Below are 18,654 nucleotides of genomic sequence, written 5' to 3'. Positions count from 1 at the left end.
GGTTGCGCCGATCGGGTTACATTCGTAGGAAGTCAGGAGGTTAACATCGACCTTCGTCATTTTATCGTCAAGGGGCTAAATTGGCCGTGGCAGATCCTCATTCGCTGCTTGTCCGCTCCCTGCGGGGGGCGTCCTATCGCCTGAGCGAGCTGGTGTACGTGAGCGCCGTTTACCTGGGCATTGCCGTCCTGGTCAGCGGCACGCTGGCCGCGATCGTGCCATCGTTGCGAGAGCAGGCGCGCCAAATCCACGAAGCACTGGTCGTTGCCCTCAAGCCCGACGGCTTTCAGGATCAGGCGTTTGCCACCCTGGGCAATATTGAAAACGACTTGTTTTTGCCGGGCAAGGCACCAGATGCCAATGTTCCCGCCGAAGATGAGCAGGCCACGGATCAGGCAGAGCAGGCTTCGCGCCCGCCGGCGGGCGCCCAATTGAGCTTTGCGCTGGCGCTCCGGGCATCGGAAGCGGGCCAGCATGTGCCAGGCCTGACCAACGCGCAGGCGCAGTCGCTGCGCAGCTATATTGCCCGCAAGTATCGCATTGCCTACAGCGTGGCTGGCGCACTGGTCAATACCGCTTTTGTAGTGGCCCGCGAGCGCAATATGGACCCTCAGCTGATTCTGGCGGTGATCGCCATTGAGTCGCGCTACAACCCCTATGCTGAAAGTCACGTGGGCGCGCAGGGCTTAATGCAGGTGATGACCAAGGTGCATAAGGACAAGTTCGAAGTCTTCACCGACGGGCCGATTGCCGCGCTGAATCCGATTGCCAATATCCGCGTGGGTACGCAGATTCTCTACGACTGCATCAAGCGGCGAGGTTCCGTGGAAGGCGGCCTGGCGTGCTATGTGGGGGCCACCGGGCCCAGCGACGGCGGCTATGGCGCCAAGGTGCTGGCCGAGCGGCGTCGTATTGCGCTGGCCTCGGGAATACCGATCAAAGCCAACTGAATGCGTTTGCCCGCAATCTTGGCCAACAAGTCCAAGGCTTGCGAACGCTCGTCGTTCGGGTAAAGGGCAGGTTGCCCAACCGCATGGCCAGAAAAAGACCGCCAGAAAATCTACCCCAGGAAGCGCCTTAGTCTTTCCATGGCTTCCTGCAGGCGATCCAGGCCCGTGGCATAGGAAAGCCGCAGGAAATTTGCTGCGTGAGCCGGGCCGAAATCCAGCCCCGGCACGGCGGCGATCCCCGCTTCGTGCAGCAGGCGGTGCGAGAACGCTGCGCTATCCGAGCTGTGCTGGCTGACGTCGGTATAGATGTAGAACGCGCCGTCGGGCACGACTGGTACATGCAGGCCCAGTTTTTCGAGCTCCGGCAGCAGGAAGTCGCGCCGCTGCTTGAACGAGAGACGACGGTTTTCATACACCTGTATGACCTCAGGTTCAAAACAACTGATGGCCGCATGCTGAGCGAGCGAGGGAGCGCAAATGGCCAGGCTCGCTGCGAGTTTTTCGATGGCGGGCATCATATCCTGCGGGGCGATCAACCAGCCCAGGCGCCAGCCCGTCATGTGAAAGTACTTGGAAAAGCTGTTGATGACGATGAGATCATTGTCCAGCGTCAATGCGCTTTGAGGGCGCTCGTCGTAGTACAGGCCCAGATAGATTTCATCCATGATAATGAAACCGTTGCGTTGCCGTACTTCGGCGATAAGCGCTCGCAGGTCTTCGCGCGAGATGGTGGCGCCAGTGGGGTTGCTGGGTGATGCGATCAGCACGCCGCGGGTGGCTGGCCCCCAGTGTTCACGGATATCCTGGGCGCTCAGGTGAAAGCGCTGCGCCGCGCTCGCGGGGATCAGGCGCGGCACGCCGCCGGCGGCGGTGATGAAATTCTGATTGGCCGGGTAGGATGGATCCGGCATCAGGACTTCGTCGCCGGGGTTGATGAGCGCCATGGTCCCCAGCAGCAAGGCGCCAGAAGCACCCGACGTGACGATAATGCGCGAGGGGTCGATGGCCGCGCCAAAGGCCGTTGCATAGTACCGGGCAATGGCGTCGCGAAGCAGCGGCAGCCCGGCTGGCGAGGTGTAGCCGCTCAAACCCGCCTGGGCGGCGCGGTTCAGGGTTTCGATGACTTGCGGCGGCGCGGTGAAGTCCGGTTCGCCTATGCCCAGGCTGATAATGTCGTGGCCTTGCGCTTGCAGGACACTTGCTTTCTTGAAGAGCTCCACAGCGTAGAATGGCATGAATTGTTCGGTACGCTTGGCAAGGCGGGACATGATGCGAAAATCTCAGGTAAAAGAATGGATTGTAGCCTCCTGGCGTACCCCGCTACAGAATCAAGGATAACAAACTATGCAGTCCTCATCCCGCCGTGCATTTCTCACCGGCCGGCGCCTCCCCACAGACCCCTGGCAGGCGTTCTGCCAGGCCATGCGCAGATCCATGGAGGGGCCATTCTATGAATTCGAGACCGTAGAAGGCGTGGGCGCCGCAAGGCTTACCCCCAAGCAGGCAGCCGAAGTGCACAAGGCTCGCAGCCTGTGTGAGGAGCATGGCGTGCTGTTCGCGCTGGACGATATCCCCGCTGCGACGCGCATCGAAGACATGCCGGTGCTCTGGATGGATCCGGGCCGTTCTTTGGGACGTTGTGAGCGGTTGGAGCCGGGTGGTGCCCTGTGGTTCGTACAGCCTGGCTGCCTGCTGGGGGAGCTCGAATCCGCAGGCCTGACCGCCTTCGCCGATCTTCCCTGCCATATTACGGTGGCTGCCTGGCTGGCCGATCGCCGACTGTGCGACTGGCCTGCGGGTGAAACCTTCCGCAGCGGCATTGTTCATGCATCCGTGTTGCTGGCCGATGGCCAGGCAGTCAGCCTGGGCCCGTTTGGCGAGCACAACCGCAAGCCGCTCGAGGGCGCACGGCTGCAGCGGCTTATCCCTGCGCTGTACCAGTTGTCGGCGAGCGACGCAGCGGCTGCGTGCAGGCAGGCCCCGAACTGGCCGGCCCGTTATCGGCTCGACGCCTTGAAGCCCATCGAAGGCCAGGACGTTAATCTCGCTCACTTGGTGCTCGGGCATGGCGGCGACCTCGGCTGGGTTGAATGGGTCGTGATCGATGAGCGTCTGGCCCAGCCCATGGTCGAGCCTCCTTACGGCAGTCGGTTTGCCTCCGCGCGTGCGGCGGATCTCGGGCTCTTCGCGCAGGCGGGTGAGTTGGATGCCGGTGTCAAGGCGCTGTTTGATCCCAAGGGCCATTTTCCGCACCCCGGCCAGGACCTTTGAAACCGCTCGTTCCGGCGCTATTTGCCAAATCAGTTTTGGGGCATAGGTGTGCAGGCATGTCCCAAACGGCGGCAAAACGCTAGAATGGGCCTCTCCTTCACTTCTCTTACGTTTAAAACGTCGCCATGGAAGAAACGCTACGCAAAGCCGCGCTGGAATATCATGAATCCGGCCGCCCCGGCAAAATCTCTGTCACGCCAACCAAACAGCTGTCCAATCAGCGCGATCTGGCACTGGCCTATTCCCCCGGCGTGGCGGCGGCGTGCGAAGAAATCGTCAATGATCCGCAGAACGCGGTGCGCTACACAGGGCGTGGCAATCTGGTGGGTGTCATCACCAACGGTACGGCTGTGCTTGGGCTGGGCAATATCGGCGCGCTGGCCTCCAAGCCCGTCATGGAAGGCAAGGCGGTGCTGTTCAAGAAGTTTGCCGATATTGATGTCTTCGATATCGAAATCAACGAAACCGATCCCGACAAGCTGGTCGAAATCATTGCTGGGCTGGAGCCCACCTTTGGGGGCATCAATCTTGAAGACATCAAGGCGCCCGAATGCTTTACCGTGGAGCGCAAGCTGCGCGAACGCATGAATATCCCCGTGTTCCACGACGACCAGCATGGCACGGCCATCTGTGTGTCTTCGGCATTCATCAATGGCATCGAGGTCGTGGGTAAAGATATTGCCAAGGTCAAGGTCGTAGTGTCGGGCGCGGGCGCGGCAGCGCTGGCCTGCCTGGATCTCATGGTAGACCTGGGCCTGCCGGTGGAAAACATATGGGTGTCTGACATCGAGGGCGTCGTTTACAAGGGCCGCACAGTGCTCATGGATCCGGACAAGGCGCGTTTTGCGCAGGAAACCGATGCGCGCACGCTGGGCGACCTTATCCAGGACGCCGATGTGTTCCTGGGCCTGTCCGCGGGTGGCGTGCTCAAGCCCGAGATGGTCAAGAAAATGGCGCCACGGCCGCTCATTCTGGCGCTGGCCAATCCCAATCCCGAAATCCTGCCCGAAGACGCACATGCGGTTCGCGATGATGTGGTCATGGCAACAGGGCGGTCAGACTATCCCAATCAGGTCAACAACGTGCTGTGCTTCCCGTACATTTTCCGGGGCGCGCTGGATGTGGGTGCAACCACCATCACGCGAGGCATGGAAAAAGCCGCCGTCATGGCCATTTGCAAGCTGGCCCGCGAAGAGCAGAACGATGTGGTGGCAGCGGCCTATGGCACCTACGGCGTCTCTTTCGGGCCCGAATACTTCATTCCCAAACCCTTTGATCCCCGTTTGATCGTGCGTATCGGTGTGGCGGTTGCCTGCGCCGCCATGGAAGATGGCGTGGCCACGCGCCCCTTGGCAGATGTCGACAACTACGCGGCGCAACTGCAGCAGTTTGTTTACCGCTCGGGCTCCTTCATGAAGCCGCTGTTCTCGTCAGTCAAGAAGCTGGTGCGCGATGGCGGCAAGTCGCGCATTGTCTTTACCGAAGGCGAGGAAGAGCGCGTGCTGCGGGCCGTGCAGATCGTGGTCGACGAAAAACTGGCCCGGCCTATCCTGGTGGGGCGTCCTTCGGTGCTGGCAGACCGCATCAAGCGTTTTGGTCTACGCATTGAGCTGGGCAAGGATGTCGAAGTCACCAACCCCGATTACGACGAGCGTTTTCATCGCTACTGGACCACTTACTGGGAAATCATGTGCCGTCGCGGCATCAGCAAGGAAATGGCACGCGTCGAGATGCGTCGGCGCCTGACGCTGATCGGCGCAATGATGGTTCATCTGGGCGATGCCGATGGCCTGATATGCGGCACCGTGGGCAGCTATGCCAACCACTTGCAGTTCATTGATCAGGTGATCGGCAAAGTACCAGGCACCTGCACCTATGCGGCCATGAATATCCTGCTGCTGGCAGAGCGTACCATTGCAATCGCCGATACCCACATCAACGACAATCCCGATGCCGAGCAGGTCGCCGAGATCACCTTGGCCGCCGCCCGTGAGCTGCGTCGTCTGGACATGGTGCCCAAAGTAGCCTTGCTGTCGCGTTCCAATTTTGGCACGGGCAGTTCCGCCTCGGGCGCCAAGATGCAGGAAGCGCTGGCGCTGGTGCGGGAACGCGATCCGGAGCTTGAGGTCGATGGCGAGATGCACGGCGACTGCGCGCTAGACGAAGCATTGCGTCAGCGCATTCTGCCTTCCACCACGCTCAAGGGCGAAGCCAATCTGTTGATCTGCCCGAATGTGGATTCGGGCAATATCGCCTATAACCTGCTCAAGACCGCTGCCGGAGGCAACGTGGCGGTCGGGCCCTTCCTGCTGGGCGCGAATGCGCCAGTGCATATCCTCACATCCAGTTCCACAGTGCGGCGCATTGTCAATATGACTGCACTGACCGTGCTTGATGCCAATCGGCCAGCCTGACAGCCTTCCCGGAAAAGCGATCGGCCTGGTGCTGACTGGAGGCGGCGCCCGCGCCGCCTACCAGGCGGGCGTCCTGGCGGGTTTGCTCGATATTCTGGACCCTGATCGCTCGCCGGATTTCCGCAACCCCTTCGGTATCATCTGCGGCTCGTCGGCTGGCGCAATTAACGCGGCAGCACTGGGATGCCGCGCCAACGATGTACACAAGGCCTGCGACCATCTGGAGGCCTTGTGGGGCGGCCTGCATACAGGCGACGTCTATCATGCCGACGGGCCGCGCCTACTGTATACGGGCCTGCGGTGGCTGAGCCTGCTGCTGATGGGATGGGCTTTGCCGAACCGGCGCAATAATCAGCCTCGCTCTTTGCTGGACAATTCTCCCCTGCGACACCTGCTGGAGTCCACGCTTGATTTCGAGCGCCTGCAGCGCAATCTCGACAAAGGGTATTTGCAGTCGCTGGCCATCACTGCCACGGCCTATACCACCGGCGAACACCTTACCTTCTATCAGTCCACGAACACCATTGAACCCTGGACGCGCTCGCTGCGCCAGGCGATTCCGTGTAACCTCGGGGTAGGGCACCTGTTGGCCTCCAGCTCCATTCCGTTTATTTTTCCTGCCGAGGCCCTGGCCATACGGGGGCTGACTCAATGGTGCGGGGATGGCTCCATGCGTCAATTGGCGCCCATGAGCCCTGCCATCCATCTGGGTTCGCAAAAGATTTGCGTCATTGGCACGGGCCATCAGGATGATATCCATCTTGAAGAGCAGGAGGCAAAGCCGCGTTATCCTTCGCTGGCGCAGATTGGCGGGCATGCTCTGTCCAATATTTTTCTTGATAGCCTGTCCATGGATGTGGAACGTATGCAACGCATCAACGATCTGCTTGCTTTGTTGCCTGCAAATGCATTACAAAGCCAATCGCTGCGTCCAGTAAGCACTTTTGTGATTACGCCTAGCCGCTCCCTGGACGAACTGGCGATTGAACACATCGACAGAATGCCGCGCGCTGCGCGTACCCTTTTTCGTGTTCTTGGTGTATCGTCGTCTTCCGGGCCAACAACCGGCGGTGCACTGATTTCCTATTTGTTGTTTGAGGCCAGTTTTACCCGAGAGCTCCTCCGTCTCGGAAGAGCCGACAGCATGAGCCGTGTTGAAGAAGTGAAAGCGTTTTTCAAGGAGACGCAGCAATGAGCCAAGCGCAGTCGTTGCAAAAGAAATTGCAAAAAGGCGGTTTGATCGACATGCCTGCAGTGTCCCAGGAACAAGCCCTCGAGGCTGCCCGCGAAGCGGGCATGTCGGCTTTTGTCGTGGATTGCGACCGCGCACGCAGCCGGTCGGCAGTGCTGCGCGCAGTCGTCAAAGCGGTGGATTTCCCGGAGTTTTTCGGCGGCAATCTCGATGCGCTCTACGATTGTCTGTGCGACACCGTGCTTGACCACAAGAATGGTCTGTTTTTATGGTTTCGAAAACTGCATTCAGGGGATCCCGCGCTCGAGGAAGACGCTAAGGCGATTATGGCGGTGTGCGACGATGTGTCGGATTTTGCCAGCAACAACGAGCGATTGTTCGGCTATATCGTCGAGCATGCCGGCAAGCATCCGGATCCCGAACCAGGGCTGGAGCCTTCGCGATATTTGGGCGGCGAAGGCAACGATTGATTCAGGGCGGCGGGGCCTTGCATCGCTTCATTCCGCGGATGATCATCTGCAAGCCGAACTAAGCGTGTTCCGGCCTGCATGGGTCCGTGCGCCTAGACCCATCCCAGCATGGCGCTGGCGGCCGCGATCAGGGCCAGACCGGCCGTTTCTGTACGCAAAACGCTGCGTCCGAAGCTGACGGGCGTGAGGCCGTGGTCTCTTGTGAGACGCAGCTCTTCGTCGGACCATCCTCCCTCGGGGCCGATCAGCAACGCCAATTCGTTGTCGACTTGCTTGAGTGCCTGCGCCAGCGTGTGTTGCGCGCCGGGATGGCAGAACAGCGTCGTGGCCGGATTGGGAGCATGGGTGGTCAGGTAGGCCTGCAGGGTAGAGGGTTCATGCACCTGCATGAGTCTGTTGCGGCCGCTTTGCTCGCTGGCGGCGAGCGCAACACGGCGCCAGTGTTCCAGTCGTTTGCGCAGGCGCTCCCCGGAAAGCTGCAGAATGCTGCGCTGGGCAAAAATGGGCTGAACGTCTGTGGCGCCTAGCTCGACGGCTTTTTCCACGATCCAGTCCATCTTGTCGCCGGAAGGAATGCCTTGTAGAAGGGTGATGCGACCTGCCAACTCTGTTTCGGGGGTTTGATGCTCACCAAGCCTGGCGTAGCCGCGCTTGCCTTCGACAATCAGGTTCCCGGGATATTGGCCACCCTGGCCATCGAACAGGACGATGGCGGCTTCGGGTTTGAGTCGGAGCACACGAATGGCGTGGTGAGCCAGAGCGGTGGGCAGTTCCACGGTGCTGTGGGGTGTCAGGGGGCCAGGGTGAAAAAATCGGGGCAGGGTCATGGCAGCAGGTGGCGCGGCGGAAAGTACGGTGTCGGGTGTCGGCGTTGATATGACGTCAGTGGTTTTGCGTTGTCATATTGTATCGGGCTGGATGCTGCCGGGTTCTGTTGGCACATGCTGATAGATTCTGTTGGCACATGCTGATAGATTCTGTTTGTTCGTGCTGGTGGATTCTGTTTGTTCGTGCTGGTGGATTCTGTTTGTTCGTGCTGGTAAGTTCTGTTGTCGTATGTGATGGGTTCAGTTGGCTTCTGTTGGCTTGTACCGATAGGTTCTGTTGACGGTCGGGCGGTCGTTCACCCGGCTTCCGGCACAACCTCGCCGGTTCGGCGCCCACGCGCCGAACATCGCGTCGGCCGCTCGTCCAGGCCCTTCGGCCTTCCCTTCGCGCCTGCCTCGCTCGGCTCAGATCGTGCCTGCAGGCGGGTGAACGACCGCCCGACCTGCATTGAATTCATGCGTACGGTCGCTGGGGCGGGTGGGGTGCTTGGCCTTCTGCTCCTGCGTCTGGTTTGTGCCGAAGATCTCTTGCGCTCGTGAAGCCGGGCCTCCCTATCCAGGCCCGGCTTCACGTCGGAGCGTTTGCATGCGGACGGTGGTGGTGTCTGCATGCCCGAGTGCAATCACTATTGCCGATCAGACTAATGCCGATCAGCCTTCCGAAAGCCAGCAACCCGATGTGGTCATGGGCCCTGATAGGGGGGCCCATGACCACAAGCGCAAGAGCTCTTTTGCTATGACAGGCTATATCAGAAAAATGCCAAGCAAGCCACCCGCCCCAGCGGCGTGGCGCATGAATTCAATGCAGGACGGGCAGGGGCTCATCCGGCTGCAGGCACGATCTGAGCCGAGCGAGGCAGGCGCGAAGGGAAGGCCGAAGGGCCTGGACGAGCGGCCGACGCGATGTTCGGCGCGTGGGCGCCGAACCGGCGAGGTTGTGCCGGAAGCCGGATGAGCCCCTGCCCGGCCGTCAACAGATACCTCCGCAGCCAGGCACCACCAGCCAGACGCCTCCGGCAGGAGACCCCATCGCACCCTTGGTCAGACACCCAAAACCCTCCCCCCGCCCCGATGGTAAAATCGAAGACTTTGCATATCCTTCAATATCGAGGGCCGGCCTGTTTACCGGGGCGGTGCCTTTTGCGAGTGTTCCGATGAGCCTTACCCCTGCCCAAGATACCTCCATGGCCAACGCAATTCGCGCCCTGGCCATGGATGCAGTCCAACAAGCCAACTCGGGACATCCCGGCGCCCCCATGGGCATGGCCGATATCGCCGAAGTACTCTGGACCCGCCATCTGCGGCACAACCCTGCCGACCCCACCTGGGCGAATCGCGACCGCTTCGTGCTGTCCAATGGCCATGGCTCCATGCTGCTGTACGCCTTGTTGCATCTTACAGGCTACGACCTGCCGATAGAAGAACTGCGCAACTTCCGGCAGCTTCACTCCCGCACGCCAGGCCACCCCGAAGTCGGCATCACCGCGGGCGTCGAAACCACCACCGGCCCCCTCGGCCAAGGCATAGGCAACGCAGTGGGCATGGCGCTGGCCGAAGCCCTGCTGGCACAGGAATTCAATCGCGAAGGCCACAAGATCGTCGATCACTATACCTACGCGTTTGCCGGCGACGGCTGCCTGATGGAAGGCATTTCCCACGAAGTATGCTCGCTGGCCGGTACGCTCAAGCTTTCCAAGCTTATCCTCTTCTACGACGACAACGGCATTTCCATTGATGGCCATGTCGACGGCTGGTTCCGCGACAACACCCCGGAACGCTTTGCCGCGTATGGCTGGAACGTCATTCCCAACGTCGATGGCCATGATGCCAAGTCCGTTGAGGCGGCCATCGAGCAGGCGCACGCCTTCGCTGCGCAGGCCAGCGGCCCCACCATTATTTGCTGCCGTACCGTGATCGGAAAAGGCGCCCCCACGATGGCCGGCACCGAAAAAGTTCACGGCGCCGCGCTGGGCGAAAAAGAAATCGAAGCCACGCGCGAAGCGCTCAACTGGCCCTATCCCCCGTTCGACATCCCGGCCGAAATCTACGAATATTGGGATGGCAAGCCCAAAGGCACACAACTGCAATCCCAATGGCAGCAAGGCTTTGAAGCCTATGCCAAGGCCTATCCCCAGGAAGCCGCAGAGCTCGTGCGCCGCATGCAAGGTGACTTGCCAGCCGACTTCGCTGAACAGGCGCGCGCCTTCATCCAGAAAACCAACGACAAGGCCGAAACCGTAGCCACGCGCAAGGCCTCCCAGTTGGCGATTACGGCACTGGTCGAAATGCTGCCCGAAATGCTCGGCGGCTCGGCCGACCTGACCGGCTCCAATCTTACCGACTGGAAGGGCGCGGAACCCGTACGCGCTGGCGATCTTCATCTGCGTTTCGGCCGCCATATCAACTATGGTGTGCGCGAATTTGGCATGGCTGCCATCATGAACGGCATTGCGCTGCACGGCGGCTATCTGCCTTTTGGCGGCACCTTCCTCACTTTTTCGGATTACTCCCGCAACGCCATCCGCATGGCCGCGCTCATGAAACAGCGCGTCATCCATGTCTTTACGCACGACTCCATCGGCCTGGGCGAAGACGGCCCTACCCATCAGTCTATCGAGCACGCCGCCAGCCTGCGCCTGATCCCCAACCTGCACGTGTGGCGCCCATGCGATACCACTGAAACCGCAGCGGCCTGGGCCTATGCGATCCAGCGACCTGTCAGCATCGGCATGACCGTGCGGGACGGCGGCCCCAGTGCCTTGCTGCTGTCGCGGCAGAACCTGGCGTTTGTCCCGCGCGACGAGCAGACGATCGCCAATATTCATCGCGGAGGCTATGTACTGCGCGACGCAGACAACCCTCAGGCCGTGATCATTGCCACTGGCTCCGAGGTTGCCCTGGCGCTGGGCGCGCAAGAACAGCTTGCCGCCAAAGGCATCGCGGTGCGTGTAGTGTCCATGCCCTGCGCCAACGTATTCGACGAGCAGGATCAAGCCTGGCGCGATGCCGTGCTGCCCAAGGGGCTGCCGCGCGTTGCCGTCGAAGCGGGCGTTACCTGGGGCTGGTACAAGTACGTTGGCCTTGATGGCGCGGTGATTGGGCTGGACCGCTACGGTGAGTCGGCCCCTGGCGGCGAACTCTTCAAGTATTTCGGGTTTACTGCCGACCACGTCGTCGAGGCAGTGGAAAAGGTTCTATAAAACAGGAGTGATGTAATGACCATTCGCGTAGCGATCAACGGGTACGGCCGCATTGGCCGCAATATCTTGCGTGCCCATTATGAAGACGGCAAGAAACACGATATCGAAATCGTGGCGATCAACGACCTTGGCGATCCCAAGACCAATGCCCACCTTACGCGTTTTGACACGGCGCACGGCAAGTTCCCCGGCACGGTAACGGTCGATGGGGACTACATGGTCGTGAACGGCGACAAGATCCGTGTGCTCGCGCAACGCAACCCGGCTGAATTGCCCTGGGGTGAACTGAAGGTCGACGTCGTGCTCGAATGCACGGGCCTGTTCACCAGCAAGGAAAAGGCCGGTGCCCACATCAAGGGCGGCGCCAAGAAGGTGATTATCTCCGCGCCTGGCGGCAAGGATGTCGATGCCACGATCGTGTATGGCGTGAACCACGACGTGCTCAAGTCCAGCGACACGGTCATTTCCAACGCCTCGTGCACCACCAACTGCCTGGCGCCGCTGGTGCAGCCCCTGCATAAGGCATTGGGCCTGGTCAACGGGCTGATGACCACCGTCCACGCCTACACCAACGACCAGGTGCTCACTGACGTTTATCACTCCGACCTGCGCCGTGCGCGCTCGGCCACCCACAGCATGATCCCCACCAAGACCGGCGCGGCATCCGCGGTTGGCCTTGTGCTGCCCGAGCTCAATGGCAAGCTGGACGGCTACGCCATTCGCGTTCCGACCATCAACGTATCCATCGTTGATCTGTCGTTTGTGTCGGCCCGCGAAACCACGGTCGAAGAGGTCAATGGCATTCTCAAGGCCGCCTCCGAAGGCCCGCTCAAGGGTATTCTGAACTTCAACGAAGAGCCGCTGGTATCGATCGATTACAACCATGATCCCGCGTCCAGCACCGTGGATGCCGCCCTTACCAAGGTCTCTGGCTCGCTGGTCAAGGTGTCTTCCTGGTACGACAACGAATGGGGCTTCTCCAATCGCATGCTCGACACCACCGTCGCATTGATGGCGGCAAAGTAAGCCGTATTATTATTGCAAGGTAAAGGGCGGGTGTATCCCGCCCTTGCCGTATCTGTTACGTATGTCGTCCGCCGCGCCCGACCATGCCTTACGCTGACTGGACCTGTGTGGCGTCGATTGCCCGAAACGATATTTGGCACGTAGCTGTACAGACTGGAAGCCTACGCTCATGACTACCGTAAACACTCTTTCCTCCCTGGCCAAGACCGACGCGCTGGCCGGAAAACGCGTCTTTATCCGCTCCGACCTGAACGTGCCGCTGAAAGACGGCAAAATCACTGAAGATACCCGCGTGCGCGCCTCGGTGCCAGCCATCCGAATGGCGCTGGATGCGGGCGCTGCGGTCATGATCACCTCACACCTCGGCCGTCCGACGGAAGGCACCGTCGGCCCCGACGACACACTGGAGCCTGTCGCTCGCCGATTGTCCGAGCTGCTGGGCCAACCCGTCAGGCTCGCCACCGATTGGGTGGATGGCGTCAGCGTATCGCCAGGCAGGGTGGTGTTGCTTGAGAACTGCCGCTGCAACGTCGGCGAAAAGAAGAACGACCCCGAGCTTGCCAAGAAAATGGCGGCGCTCTGCGATATCTATGTGAACGACGCCTTCGGTACCGCACACAGGGCGGAAGCAACGACTTACGGCATTGCGCAATATGCGCCTGTCGCGTGCGCCGGCCCCTTGCTCGAGGCCGAACTGGAGGCCCTGGGCCGCGCGCTGCATGATCCGAAGCGGCCGCTGGTGGCCATTGTCGGCGGCGCCAAGGTCTCCACCAAGCTGTCCATCCTGCAGGCATTGGCTGACAAAGTGGATCAGCTTGTCGTGGGCGGCGGCATTGCCAATACCTTTATGCTGGCGGCGGGGCTGTCCATCGGCAAATCACTGGCCGAGCCGGAGCAGATCGACCAGGCACGCGCCGTTATCGATATCATGAACAAGCGCGGGGCCGGGGTGCCGATTCCTGTGGACGTGGTATGCGCAAAATCCTTCAGCGCGGATGCCGAGGCAACCGTCAAGCCCGCCGACCAGGTGGCCGATGACGACCTGATTCTTGACATCGGCCCCGAGACTGCGCAACGGCTGGCCGACATTCTGGGCAACGCCGGCACCATTGTCTGGAATGGCCCCGTAGGCGTGTTCGAATTCGACGCCTTTGCAAACGGTACTGAGGTGGTATCCAAAGCCATCGCCAATTCTGCCGGGTTTTCGATTGCCGGCGGCGGCGATACGCTCGCGGCAATTGCCAAGTATCATATCGAAGACAAAATCGGTTATATCTCCACCGGAGGTGGCGCTTTCCTGGAATTCCTTGAAGGCCGTACGCTGCCAGCGGTGGATATACTGCAAAAACGCGCTCAAGGCTGATCACAGGCCGCGCGCGGCAGCGGGATTCCGCTGCCGCAAGGCCCGTCGACCGATGGGCAGGTGGCTGGCGGCGAAGCTGGCATGCCTGCCAGCGTCAGGGCGTATCCACCAGGAGGCAGGCTTATGATTTACAAAAACTTTATTGGTAATCAGTGGATAAGCGCCATGTCGGGCCAGGCCTTGCCTGTGATCGACCCATCCGATGGGCAGCTGTATGGCGAGATAGCACGGTCTGGCGATGCGGATATCGATGCCGCGGTGCGTGCCGCCCGCAACGCCTATGAGGGCGCCTGGGGCAATATGGCGCCCGCCGAGCGCAGTCGCCTGCTGTGGCGCTTGAGCGCGGCCTTGCTCGATCACGCCGATGAACTCGCGCAAATCGAATCCCGCGACACCGGCAAGCCGATCAGACAGGCCCAGGCCGATGCGATGGCACTGGCACGGTATTTTGAATTCTACGCGGGCGCCGTGGACAAGCTGCATGGCGCGACAATTCCTTACCCCAACAACTTCACTGTACTGACGGTGCGAGAGCCGCATGGTGTTACCGGCCACATCGTGCCGTGGAATTACCCCATGCAGATTTTTGGGCGCAGTGTGGGCGCTGCGCTGGCGGCTGGCAATGCCTGCGTCGTCAAGCCAGCCGAAGACGCCTGCGTATCCCTGTTGAAGGTGGCAGAGATCGCCATGGAGGTCGGGCTGCCTGCAGGGGCGCTCAATATTTGTACCGGGCTGGGCATGGAAGCGGGCGCTGCGTTGTCGGCGCATCCGGATATTGACCATATCTCCTTTACCGGCTCGCCGCAGACGGGCAAGCAGGTTGCCATGGCCGCTGCAGCGCATTACGCGCCTGTCACGCTGGAGCTGGGCGGCAAGTCGCCCCAAATCGTGTTTTCGGATGCCGATATCGAGTCGGCACTGCCGGTATGGCTGAATGCCATTATCCAGAACGCCGGGCAGACCTGCTCTGCAGGTAGCCGGTTGCTGGTCCAGCGCGCCGTTTACGCGGACGTCATGGCGCGCCTGTCGGAATTGTTCCAGGCGACCCGCACGGGGCCTGCCGGCGATGATCCGGATTGCGGCCCGCTGATCAATGCCCGGCAGCGTGATCGGGTGCAGGATTATCTGGGCATGGTCGACGAAGCCGGCATTACGATTGCCGCGCAAGGCAAGCTGGACGCCAACGCGCCCAAGGGTGGCTTTTATCAAGTGCCCACGCTGCTAAGCGATGTGCCTCCCGGCCACACACTGGCCCAGGAAGAAATCTTCGGGCCAGTGCTTGCTGCCATCCCTTTTGACACCGAGGACGAAGCGCTGCGCATCGCCAACGGCACGCCCTTTGGGCTGGCCGCCGGGCTATGGACGGCGGATGGTGCGCGGCAGATGCGCTTTGCCCGCAAGGTGCGCTCCGGCCAGGTCTTTGTCAACAATTACGGCGCAGGGGGTGGCGTGGAGCTGCCCTTTGGCGGCACCGGCCAGTCTGGCTACGGGCGGGAGAAGGGCTTCGAAGCCATGTACGGCTTCACGACACTCAAGACCATCGCCATCAAGCATTGAGCGCTTGCAGAAGCAGGCCACGCACTATTACGTTTCGAGAGGTAACATGCCGAACACATCACGTCTGGCTCGCAGTCATCCCGATCAATTGCTGGTCGGCCTGGTATCCGTTTCTGATCGCGCTTCGGCCGGTGTGTATCAGGATCAGGGCATCCCCGCGCTGCGCGAGTGGCTGGATGGGGCGCTGACCGTGGCGCCTCAGTACGCCGAGCGGCTCATCCCGGACGATCCGGCCGGCATATCCGCCGCACTGATTGAGCTTGTGGACCAGACAGGTTGCGATCTGGTGTTGACCACAGGCGGTACCGGTCCAGCGCGACGCGATCTCACCCCCGAGGCCACGTTGGCCGTTGCCACCAAGCAAATGCCGGGCTTTGGCGAGCAAATGCGCCAGATCAGCCTGAATTTTGTGCCTACCGCGATTCTCTCGCGCCAAGTCGCCGTCATCCGCGAAACCACGGCGGACCATGCGGCGCTCATCATTAATCTTCCGGGCCAGCCCAAGGCGATACGCGAGACACTCGAAGGCCTGAAAGACGAGGCCGGCAAGGTATTGGTCCCCGGTATTTTTGCGGCCATACCTTACTGTATTGATTTGATCGGCGGCCCTTATGTTCAAACGCATGAACATATCGTCAAGGCATTCCGACCAAAATCCGCCATCCGGCCATAGCGAGGCGCTCCGCTGCGTCGCGGCCTTGTTTCCGATTGTTGCCGGGCTTTGGGCCTTGCACAGTTGAGGCCGCGCAATTCCGGTAAAATGGGGTGATTCATCCATCACCCACTATTGATTTCAGGAGTCTCTACATGGCCCTTGTTTCCATGCGCCAGTTGCTCGACCATGCCGCTGAGAATGGCTACGGCATCCCCGCGTTCAACGTGAACAATCTCGAACAAGTCCAGGCCATCATGGAAGCCGCTGCTGAAACCGACAGCCCGGTGATCATGCAGGCTTCCGCCGGCGCCCGCAAATATGCCGGCGAAGGCTTCCTCAAGTATTTGATTCAGGCTGCGGTGGAGTCTTATCCGCATATTCCTATCGTGATGCACCAGGATCACGGCCAGTCTCCCGCCATTTGCAAGGGTGCCATCGATCTGGGTTTTTCCAGCGTCATGATGGATGGTTCGCTCAAAGAAGACGGCAAGACCATCGCCGAATACGAGTACAACCTTGATGTCACCCGCCGCGTGGTCGACATGGCGCATAAGCTGGGCGTCACCGTCGAAGGCGAGCTGGGCTGCCTGGGTTCGCTCGAAACCATGAAGGGCGACAAGGAAGACGGCCACGGCGCTGAAGGCACGATGACCATGGAACAACTGCTCACCGATCCCGAGCAGGCTGCGGATTTCGTTCGCCACACGCAACTCGACGCGCTGGCCATTGCCATCGGCACCAGCCACGGCGCTTACAAGTTCACGCGCAAACCCACGGGCGATATCCTGTCGATTTCCCGCATCAAAGAAATCCACCAGCGCCTGCCCAATACCCATCTGGTCATGCACGGCAGCTCCAGCGTGCCCCAAGACCTGCTCGCCGAAATCCGCGAGTTCGGTGGCGACATGAAAGAAACCTATGGCGTGCCTGTCGAAGAAATCCAGGAAGCCATCAAGTTTGGCGTGCGCAAGGTTAATATCGATACCGATATCCGCCTTGCCATGACAGGCGCGATCCGCCGCTTCATGGCCGAGAACCCCGGCAAGTTCGACCCGCGCGAGTACCTCAAGCCGGCCCGTGAGGCGGCCAAGCGCATCTGTATCGAACGCTACCAGCAGTTTGGCACCGCGGGCAATGCAGCCAAGATCAAGCCGATCCCCCTCACCGACATGGCCCGGCGCTATGCAGCCGGAGAGCTCGCCCAAGTCGTCCAGTAAAGTGTTGCACCGTTAAATCTCACCCCATCCCGCGCGGACGCATACCGGCGGGATTTTTCCTTTTCGAGGTCACATCGTGGCGCAGGCCCTACATCAATCCACCATCACTTCGCTCCCCCTGCTAGGCCGTGGCAAGGTGCGCGACATGTACGCAGTCGGCGACGACAAACTGCTCATTGTCGCGTCCGACCGCATCTCCGCCTTTGATGTCATCCTCGACGATCCCATCCCTGGCAAAGGCCAGGTCCTGACTGAGCTCACCGAGTTTTGGCTGAACAAGCTCTCGCATGTCTTGCCCAACCACTCCACGGGCGTGGCACCCGAAGACGTCGTCACCGCGGACGAACGAGCGCAGGTCGAAGGGCGCGCCGTGGTGGTCAAGCGACTCAAGCCGATTCTGGTGGAAGCCGTGGCGCGAGGCTATTTGATCGGCTCGGGCTGGAAAGACTACCAAGCCACGGGCAGCGTCTGCGGTGTCACCCTGCCAACCGGCCTGAAACAAGCCAGCCGTTTGCCTGAGCCCATCTTCACGCCCGCGGCCAAGGCAGAGTTCGGCACGCACGACGAGAACGTGGATTTCGAGCACGTGGTCAAGGAGGTCGGCCCTGAGCTGGCTGAACAGATACGCACAGTGACGCTCAGGCTGTACGACGAGGCGGCACGTTACGCGGCCGGCAAGGGCATCATCATTGCCGATACCAAGTTCGAGTTCGGGCTGGACGATCAGGGCCAGCTCCATCTGATGGATGAAGTGCTTACCCCCGACTCTTCGCGTTTCTGGCCAGCTTCAGACTACGCAGAAGGCATCAGTCCGCCGTCTTTCGACAAGCAGTTCGTGCGAGATTGGCTCGAAACCCAGACGTGGGACAAAACGCCGCCCGCACCGCGCCTGCCTGCAGACGTCCTCGAGAAAACCACCGCCAAATACCGCGAGGCGCTTACCCGCCTGACAGCGGCCTGATTCCCATGAATGAGCATACCTCCCGTTCCCGCGCGACTGACGCGGCCAAACCCCAGCCGGTGGCCGGCATCATCATGGGTTCATCCAGCGATTGGGATGTCATGAAGCATGCGGCGGCCATTCTGGACGAGTTCGGCATTGCCCATGAAACCCGTGTTGTCTCCGCTCACCGCATGCCGCTGGATATGGTTGAGTACGGTCATGCGGCGATGGGCCGCGGCTTGCGCGGCATCATTGCTGGCGCGGGCGGCGCTGCGCATTTGCCGGGCATGATGGCGGCGCTGACCCCGGTGCCCGTGTATGGCGTGCCAGTGCCTTCGCGCTATTTGCGCGGCGAAGACTCGCTGTTGTCCATTGTGCAGATGCCGCGCGGCGTGCCGGTGGCTACTTTCGCCATCGGTGAGGCAGGCGCTGCCAATGCGGCCTTGCATCTGGTGGCTTGTCTGGCCACCACGGATCCAGCCTTGCAGCAACAACTGGTGGCTTACCGTGAAAGGCAGACCAACGCGGCCAGGGCCATGGTGGTTCCTCCGTCCGCAGAGGGTTGAGCG

The 18,654-nt window shown here is 60.9% G+C and carries 15 protein-coding genes; 13 read left to right on the top strand and 2 right to left on the bottom strand.

The window, feature by feature from the left end; translation table 11 throughout:
• Positions 1–80 precede the first annotated feature (80 nt).
• Positions 81–950, top strand: a complete 870-nt coding sequence (locus tag ERE07_RS04105; RefSeq protein WP_130007510.1) for a lytic transglycosylase domain-containing protein — start codon at positions 81–83, stop codon at positions 948–950.
• A 110-nt stretch (positions 951–1,060) separates the two neighbouring features.
• Here ERE07_RS04105 and ERE07_RS04100 read toward each other — a convergent pair whose 3' ends face one another.
• Positions 1,061–2,218 carry a pyridoxal phosphate-dependent aminotransferase gene (locus tag ERE07_RS04100; RefSeq protein ID WP_130007509.1) on the bottom strand — a complete coding sequence of 386 codons (1,158 nt, stop codon included), beginning with the start codon at positions 2,216–2,218 and terminating at the stop codon, positions 1,061–1,063.
• 76 nt (positions 2,219–2,294) lie between these two features.
• On the opposite strand from ERE07_RS04100, the gene ERE07_RS04095 reads away from it, so the two are divergent.
• The 4 genes from ERE07_RS04095 to ERE07_RS04080 all read left to right on the top strand — a co-directional run bounded on the left by ERE07_RS04095 (position 2,295) and on the right by ERE07_RS04080 (position 7,297).
• Positions 2,295–3,221 carry a hypothetical protein gene (locus ERE07_RS04095; RefSeq protein ID WP_130007508.1) on the top strand — a complete coding sequence of 309 codons (927 nt, stop codon included), beginning with the start codon at positions 2,295–2,297 and terminating at the stop codon, positions 3,219–3,221.
• A 125-nt stretch (positions 3,222–3,346) separates the two neighbouring features.
• A complete protein-coding gene (locus tag ERE07_RS04090; protein WP_130007507.1) occupies positions 3,347–5,635 on the top strand; it encodes an NADP-dependent malic enzyme in 2,289 nt (762 codons plus the stop codon).
• Positions 5,616–6,830: a patatin-like phospholipase family protein gene (locus ERE07_RS04085; protein WP_130007506.1), complete on the top strand. Its 1,215-nt coding sequence runs from the start codon at positions 5,616–5,618 to the stop codon at positions 6,828–6,830. The genes ERE07_RS04090 and ERE07_RS04085 overlap by 20 nt, the downstream gene beginning before the upstream one ends.
• Positions 6,827–7,297, top strand: a complete 471-nt coding sequence (locus ERE07_RS04080; protein WP_130007505.1) for a barstar family protein — start codon at positions 6,827–6,829, stop codon at positions 7,295–7,297. Before ERE07_RS04085 ends, ERE07_RS04080 begins: the two co-directional genes overlap by 4 nt.
• A 92-nt stretch (positions 7,298–7,389) precedes the next feature.
• Here ERE07_RS04080 and ERE07_RS04075 read toward each other — a convergent pair whose 3' ends face one another.
• Entirely contained in the window at positions 7,390–8,124 is a 735-nt protein-coding gene (locus ERE07_RS04075; RefSeq protein ID WP_130007504.1) for a 16S rRNA (uracil(1498)-N(3))-methyltransferase, read from the bottom strand.
• Positions 8,125–9,308: 1,184 nt separating this feature from the next.
• Here ERE07_RS04075 and tkt point away from each other — a divergent pair.
• From tkt to purE, 8 genes are all read left to right on the top strand, one after another.
• On the top strand, positions 9,309–11,324 hold the full coding sequence (gene tkt / locus ERE07_RS04070; protein WP_425330948.1) for a transketolase: 2,016 nt from the start codon (positions 9,309–9,311) through the stop codon (positions 11,322–11,324).
• A 15-nt stretch (positions 11,325–11,339) separates the two neighbouring features.
• On the top strand, positions 11,340–12,350 hold the full coding sequence (gene gap, locus ERE07_RS04065) for a type I glyceraldehyde-3-phosphate dehydrogenase (protein ID WP_130007502.1): 1,011 nt from the start codon (positions 11,340–11,342) through the stop codon (positions 12,348–12,350).
• 169 nt (positions 12,351–12,519) lie between these two features.
• The gene (locus ERE07_RS04060; RefSeq protein ID WP_130007501.1) at positions 12,520–13,713 is read left to right on the top strand and encodes a phosphoglycerate kinase; all 1,194 of its coding nucleotides are present in this window, start codon (positions 12,520–12,522) and stop codon (positions 13,711–13,713) included.
• 123 nt (positions 13,714–13,836) lie between these two features.
• Entirely contained in the window at positions 13,837–15,270 is a 1,434-nt protein-coding gene (locus tag ERE07_RS04055; RefSeq protein ID WP_130007500.1) for an aldehyde dehydrogenase family protein, read from the top strand.
• Between the two features lie 46 nt (positions 15,271–15,316).
• The gene (gene mog, locus ERE07_RS04050) at positions 15,317–15,943 is read left to right on the top strand and encodes a molybdopterin adenylyltransferase (RefSeq protein ID WP_130007499.1); all 627 of its coding nucleotides are present in this window, start codon (positions 15,317–15,319) and stop codon (positions 15,941–15,943) included.
• Between the two features lie 134 nt (positions 15,944–16,077).
• Positions 16,078–17,142 carry a class II fructose-bisphosphate aldolase gene (fba, locus tag ERE07_RS04045; RefSeq protein ID WP_130007498.1) on the top strand — a complete coding sequence of 355 codons (1,065 nt, stop codon included), beginning with the start codon at positions 16,078–16,080 and terminating at the stop codon, positions 17,140–17,142.
• A 76-nt stretch (positions 17,143–17,218) separates the two neighbouring features.
• Complete coding sequence (locus ERE07_RS04040; RefSeq protein ID WP_130007497.1) at positions 17,219–18,103, top strand: phosphoribosylaminoimidazolesuccinocarboxamide synthase; 885 nt, start codon at positions 17,219–17,221, stop codon at positions 18,101–18,103.
• Between the two features lie 5 nt (positions 18,104–18,108).
• Positions 18,109–18,651 (top strand): 5-(carboxyamino)imidazole ribonucleotide mutase, encoded by a 543-nt coding sequence (gene purE / locus ERE07_RS04035; RefSeq protein ID WP_130007496.1) that lies wholly within the window; start codon positions 18,109–18,111, stop codon positions 18,649–18,651.
• Positions 18,652–18,654 lie beyond the last annotated feature (3 nt).

The organism is Allopusillimonas ginsengisoli (genome assembly GCF_004153455.1).
Classification (GTDB): domain Bacteria; phylum Pseudomonadota; class Gammaproteobacteria; order Burkholderiales; family Burkholderiaceae_B; genus Allopusillimonas; species Allopusillimonas ginsengisoli.
Note: the sequence above shows the minus strand (reverse complement) of the source record. Positions and strands in the feature narration are given on the sequence as shown.

Excerpts from the sequence above, each read along its gene's own strand:
- fba (WP_130007498.1), top strand. The coding sequence starts at position 16,078 with ATGGCCCTTGTTTCCATGCGCCAGTTGCTCGACCATGCCGCTGAGAAT.
- ERE07_RS04100 (WP_130007509.1), bottom strand. The coding sequence starts at position 2,218 with ATGTCCCGCCTTGCCAAGCGTACCGAACAATTCATGCCATTCTACGCT.
- purE (WP_130007496.1), top strand. The coding sequence starts at position 18,109 with ATGAATGAGCATACCTCCCGTTCCCGCGCGACTGACGCGGCCAAACCC.
- ERE07_RS04075 (WP_130007504.1), bottom strand. The coding sequence starts at position 8,124 with ATGACCCTGCCCCGATTTTTTCACCCTGGCCCCCTGACACCCCACAGC.
- mog (WP_130007499.1), top strand. The coding sequence starts at position 15,317 with ATGCCGAACACATCACGTCTGGCTCGCAGTCATCCCGATCAATTGCTG.
- ERE07_RS04095 (WP_130007508.1), top strand. The coding sequence starts at position 2,295 with ATGCAGTCCTCATCCCGCCGTGCATTTCTCACCGGCCGGCGCCTCCCC.
- tkt (WP_425330948.1), top strand. The coding sequence starts at position 9,309 with ATGGCCAACGCAATTCGCGCCCTGGCCATGGATGCAGTCCAACAAGCC.
- ERE07_RS04085 (WP_130007506.1), top strand. The coding sequence starts at position 5,616 with ATGCCAATCGGCCAGCCTGACAGCCTTCCCGGAAAAGCGATCGGCCTG.
- gap (WP_130007502.1), top strand. The coding sequence starts at position 11,340 with ATGACCATTCGCGTAGCGATCAACGGGTACGGCCGCATTGGCCGCAAT.
- ERE07_RS04060 (WP_130007501.1), top strand. The coding sequence starts at position 12,520 with ATGACTACCGTAAACACTCTTTCCTCCCTGGCCAAGACCGACGCGCTG.
- ERE07_RS04080 (WP_130007505.1), top strand. The coding sequence starts at position 6,827 with ATGAGCCAAGCGCAGTCGTTGCAAAAGAAATTGCAAAAAGGCGGTTTG.
- ERE07_RS04055 (WP_130007500.1), top strand. The coding sequence starts at position 13,837 with ATGATTTACAAAAACTTTATTGGTAATCAGTGGATAAGCGCCATGTCG.
- ERE07_RS04090 (WP_130007507.1), top strand. The coding sequence starts at position 3,347 with ATGGAAGAAACGCTACGCAAAGCCGCGCTGGAATATCATGAATCCGGC.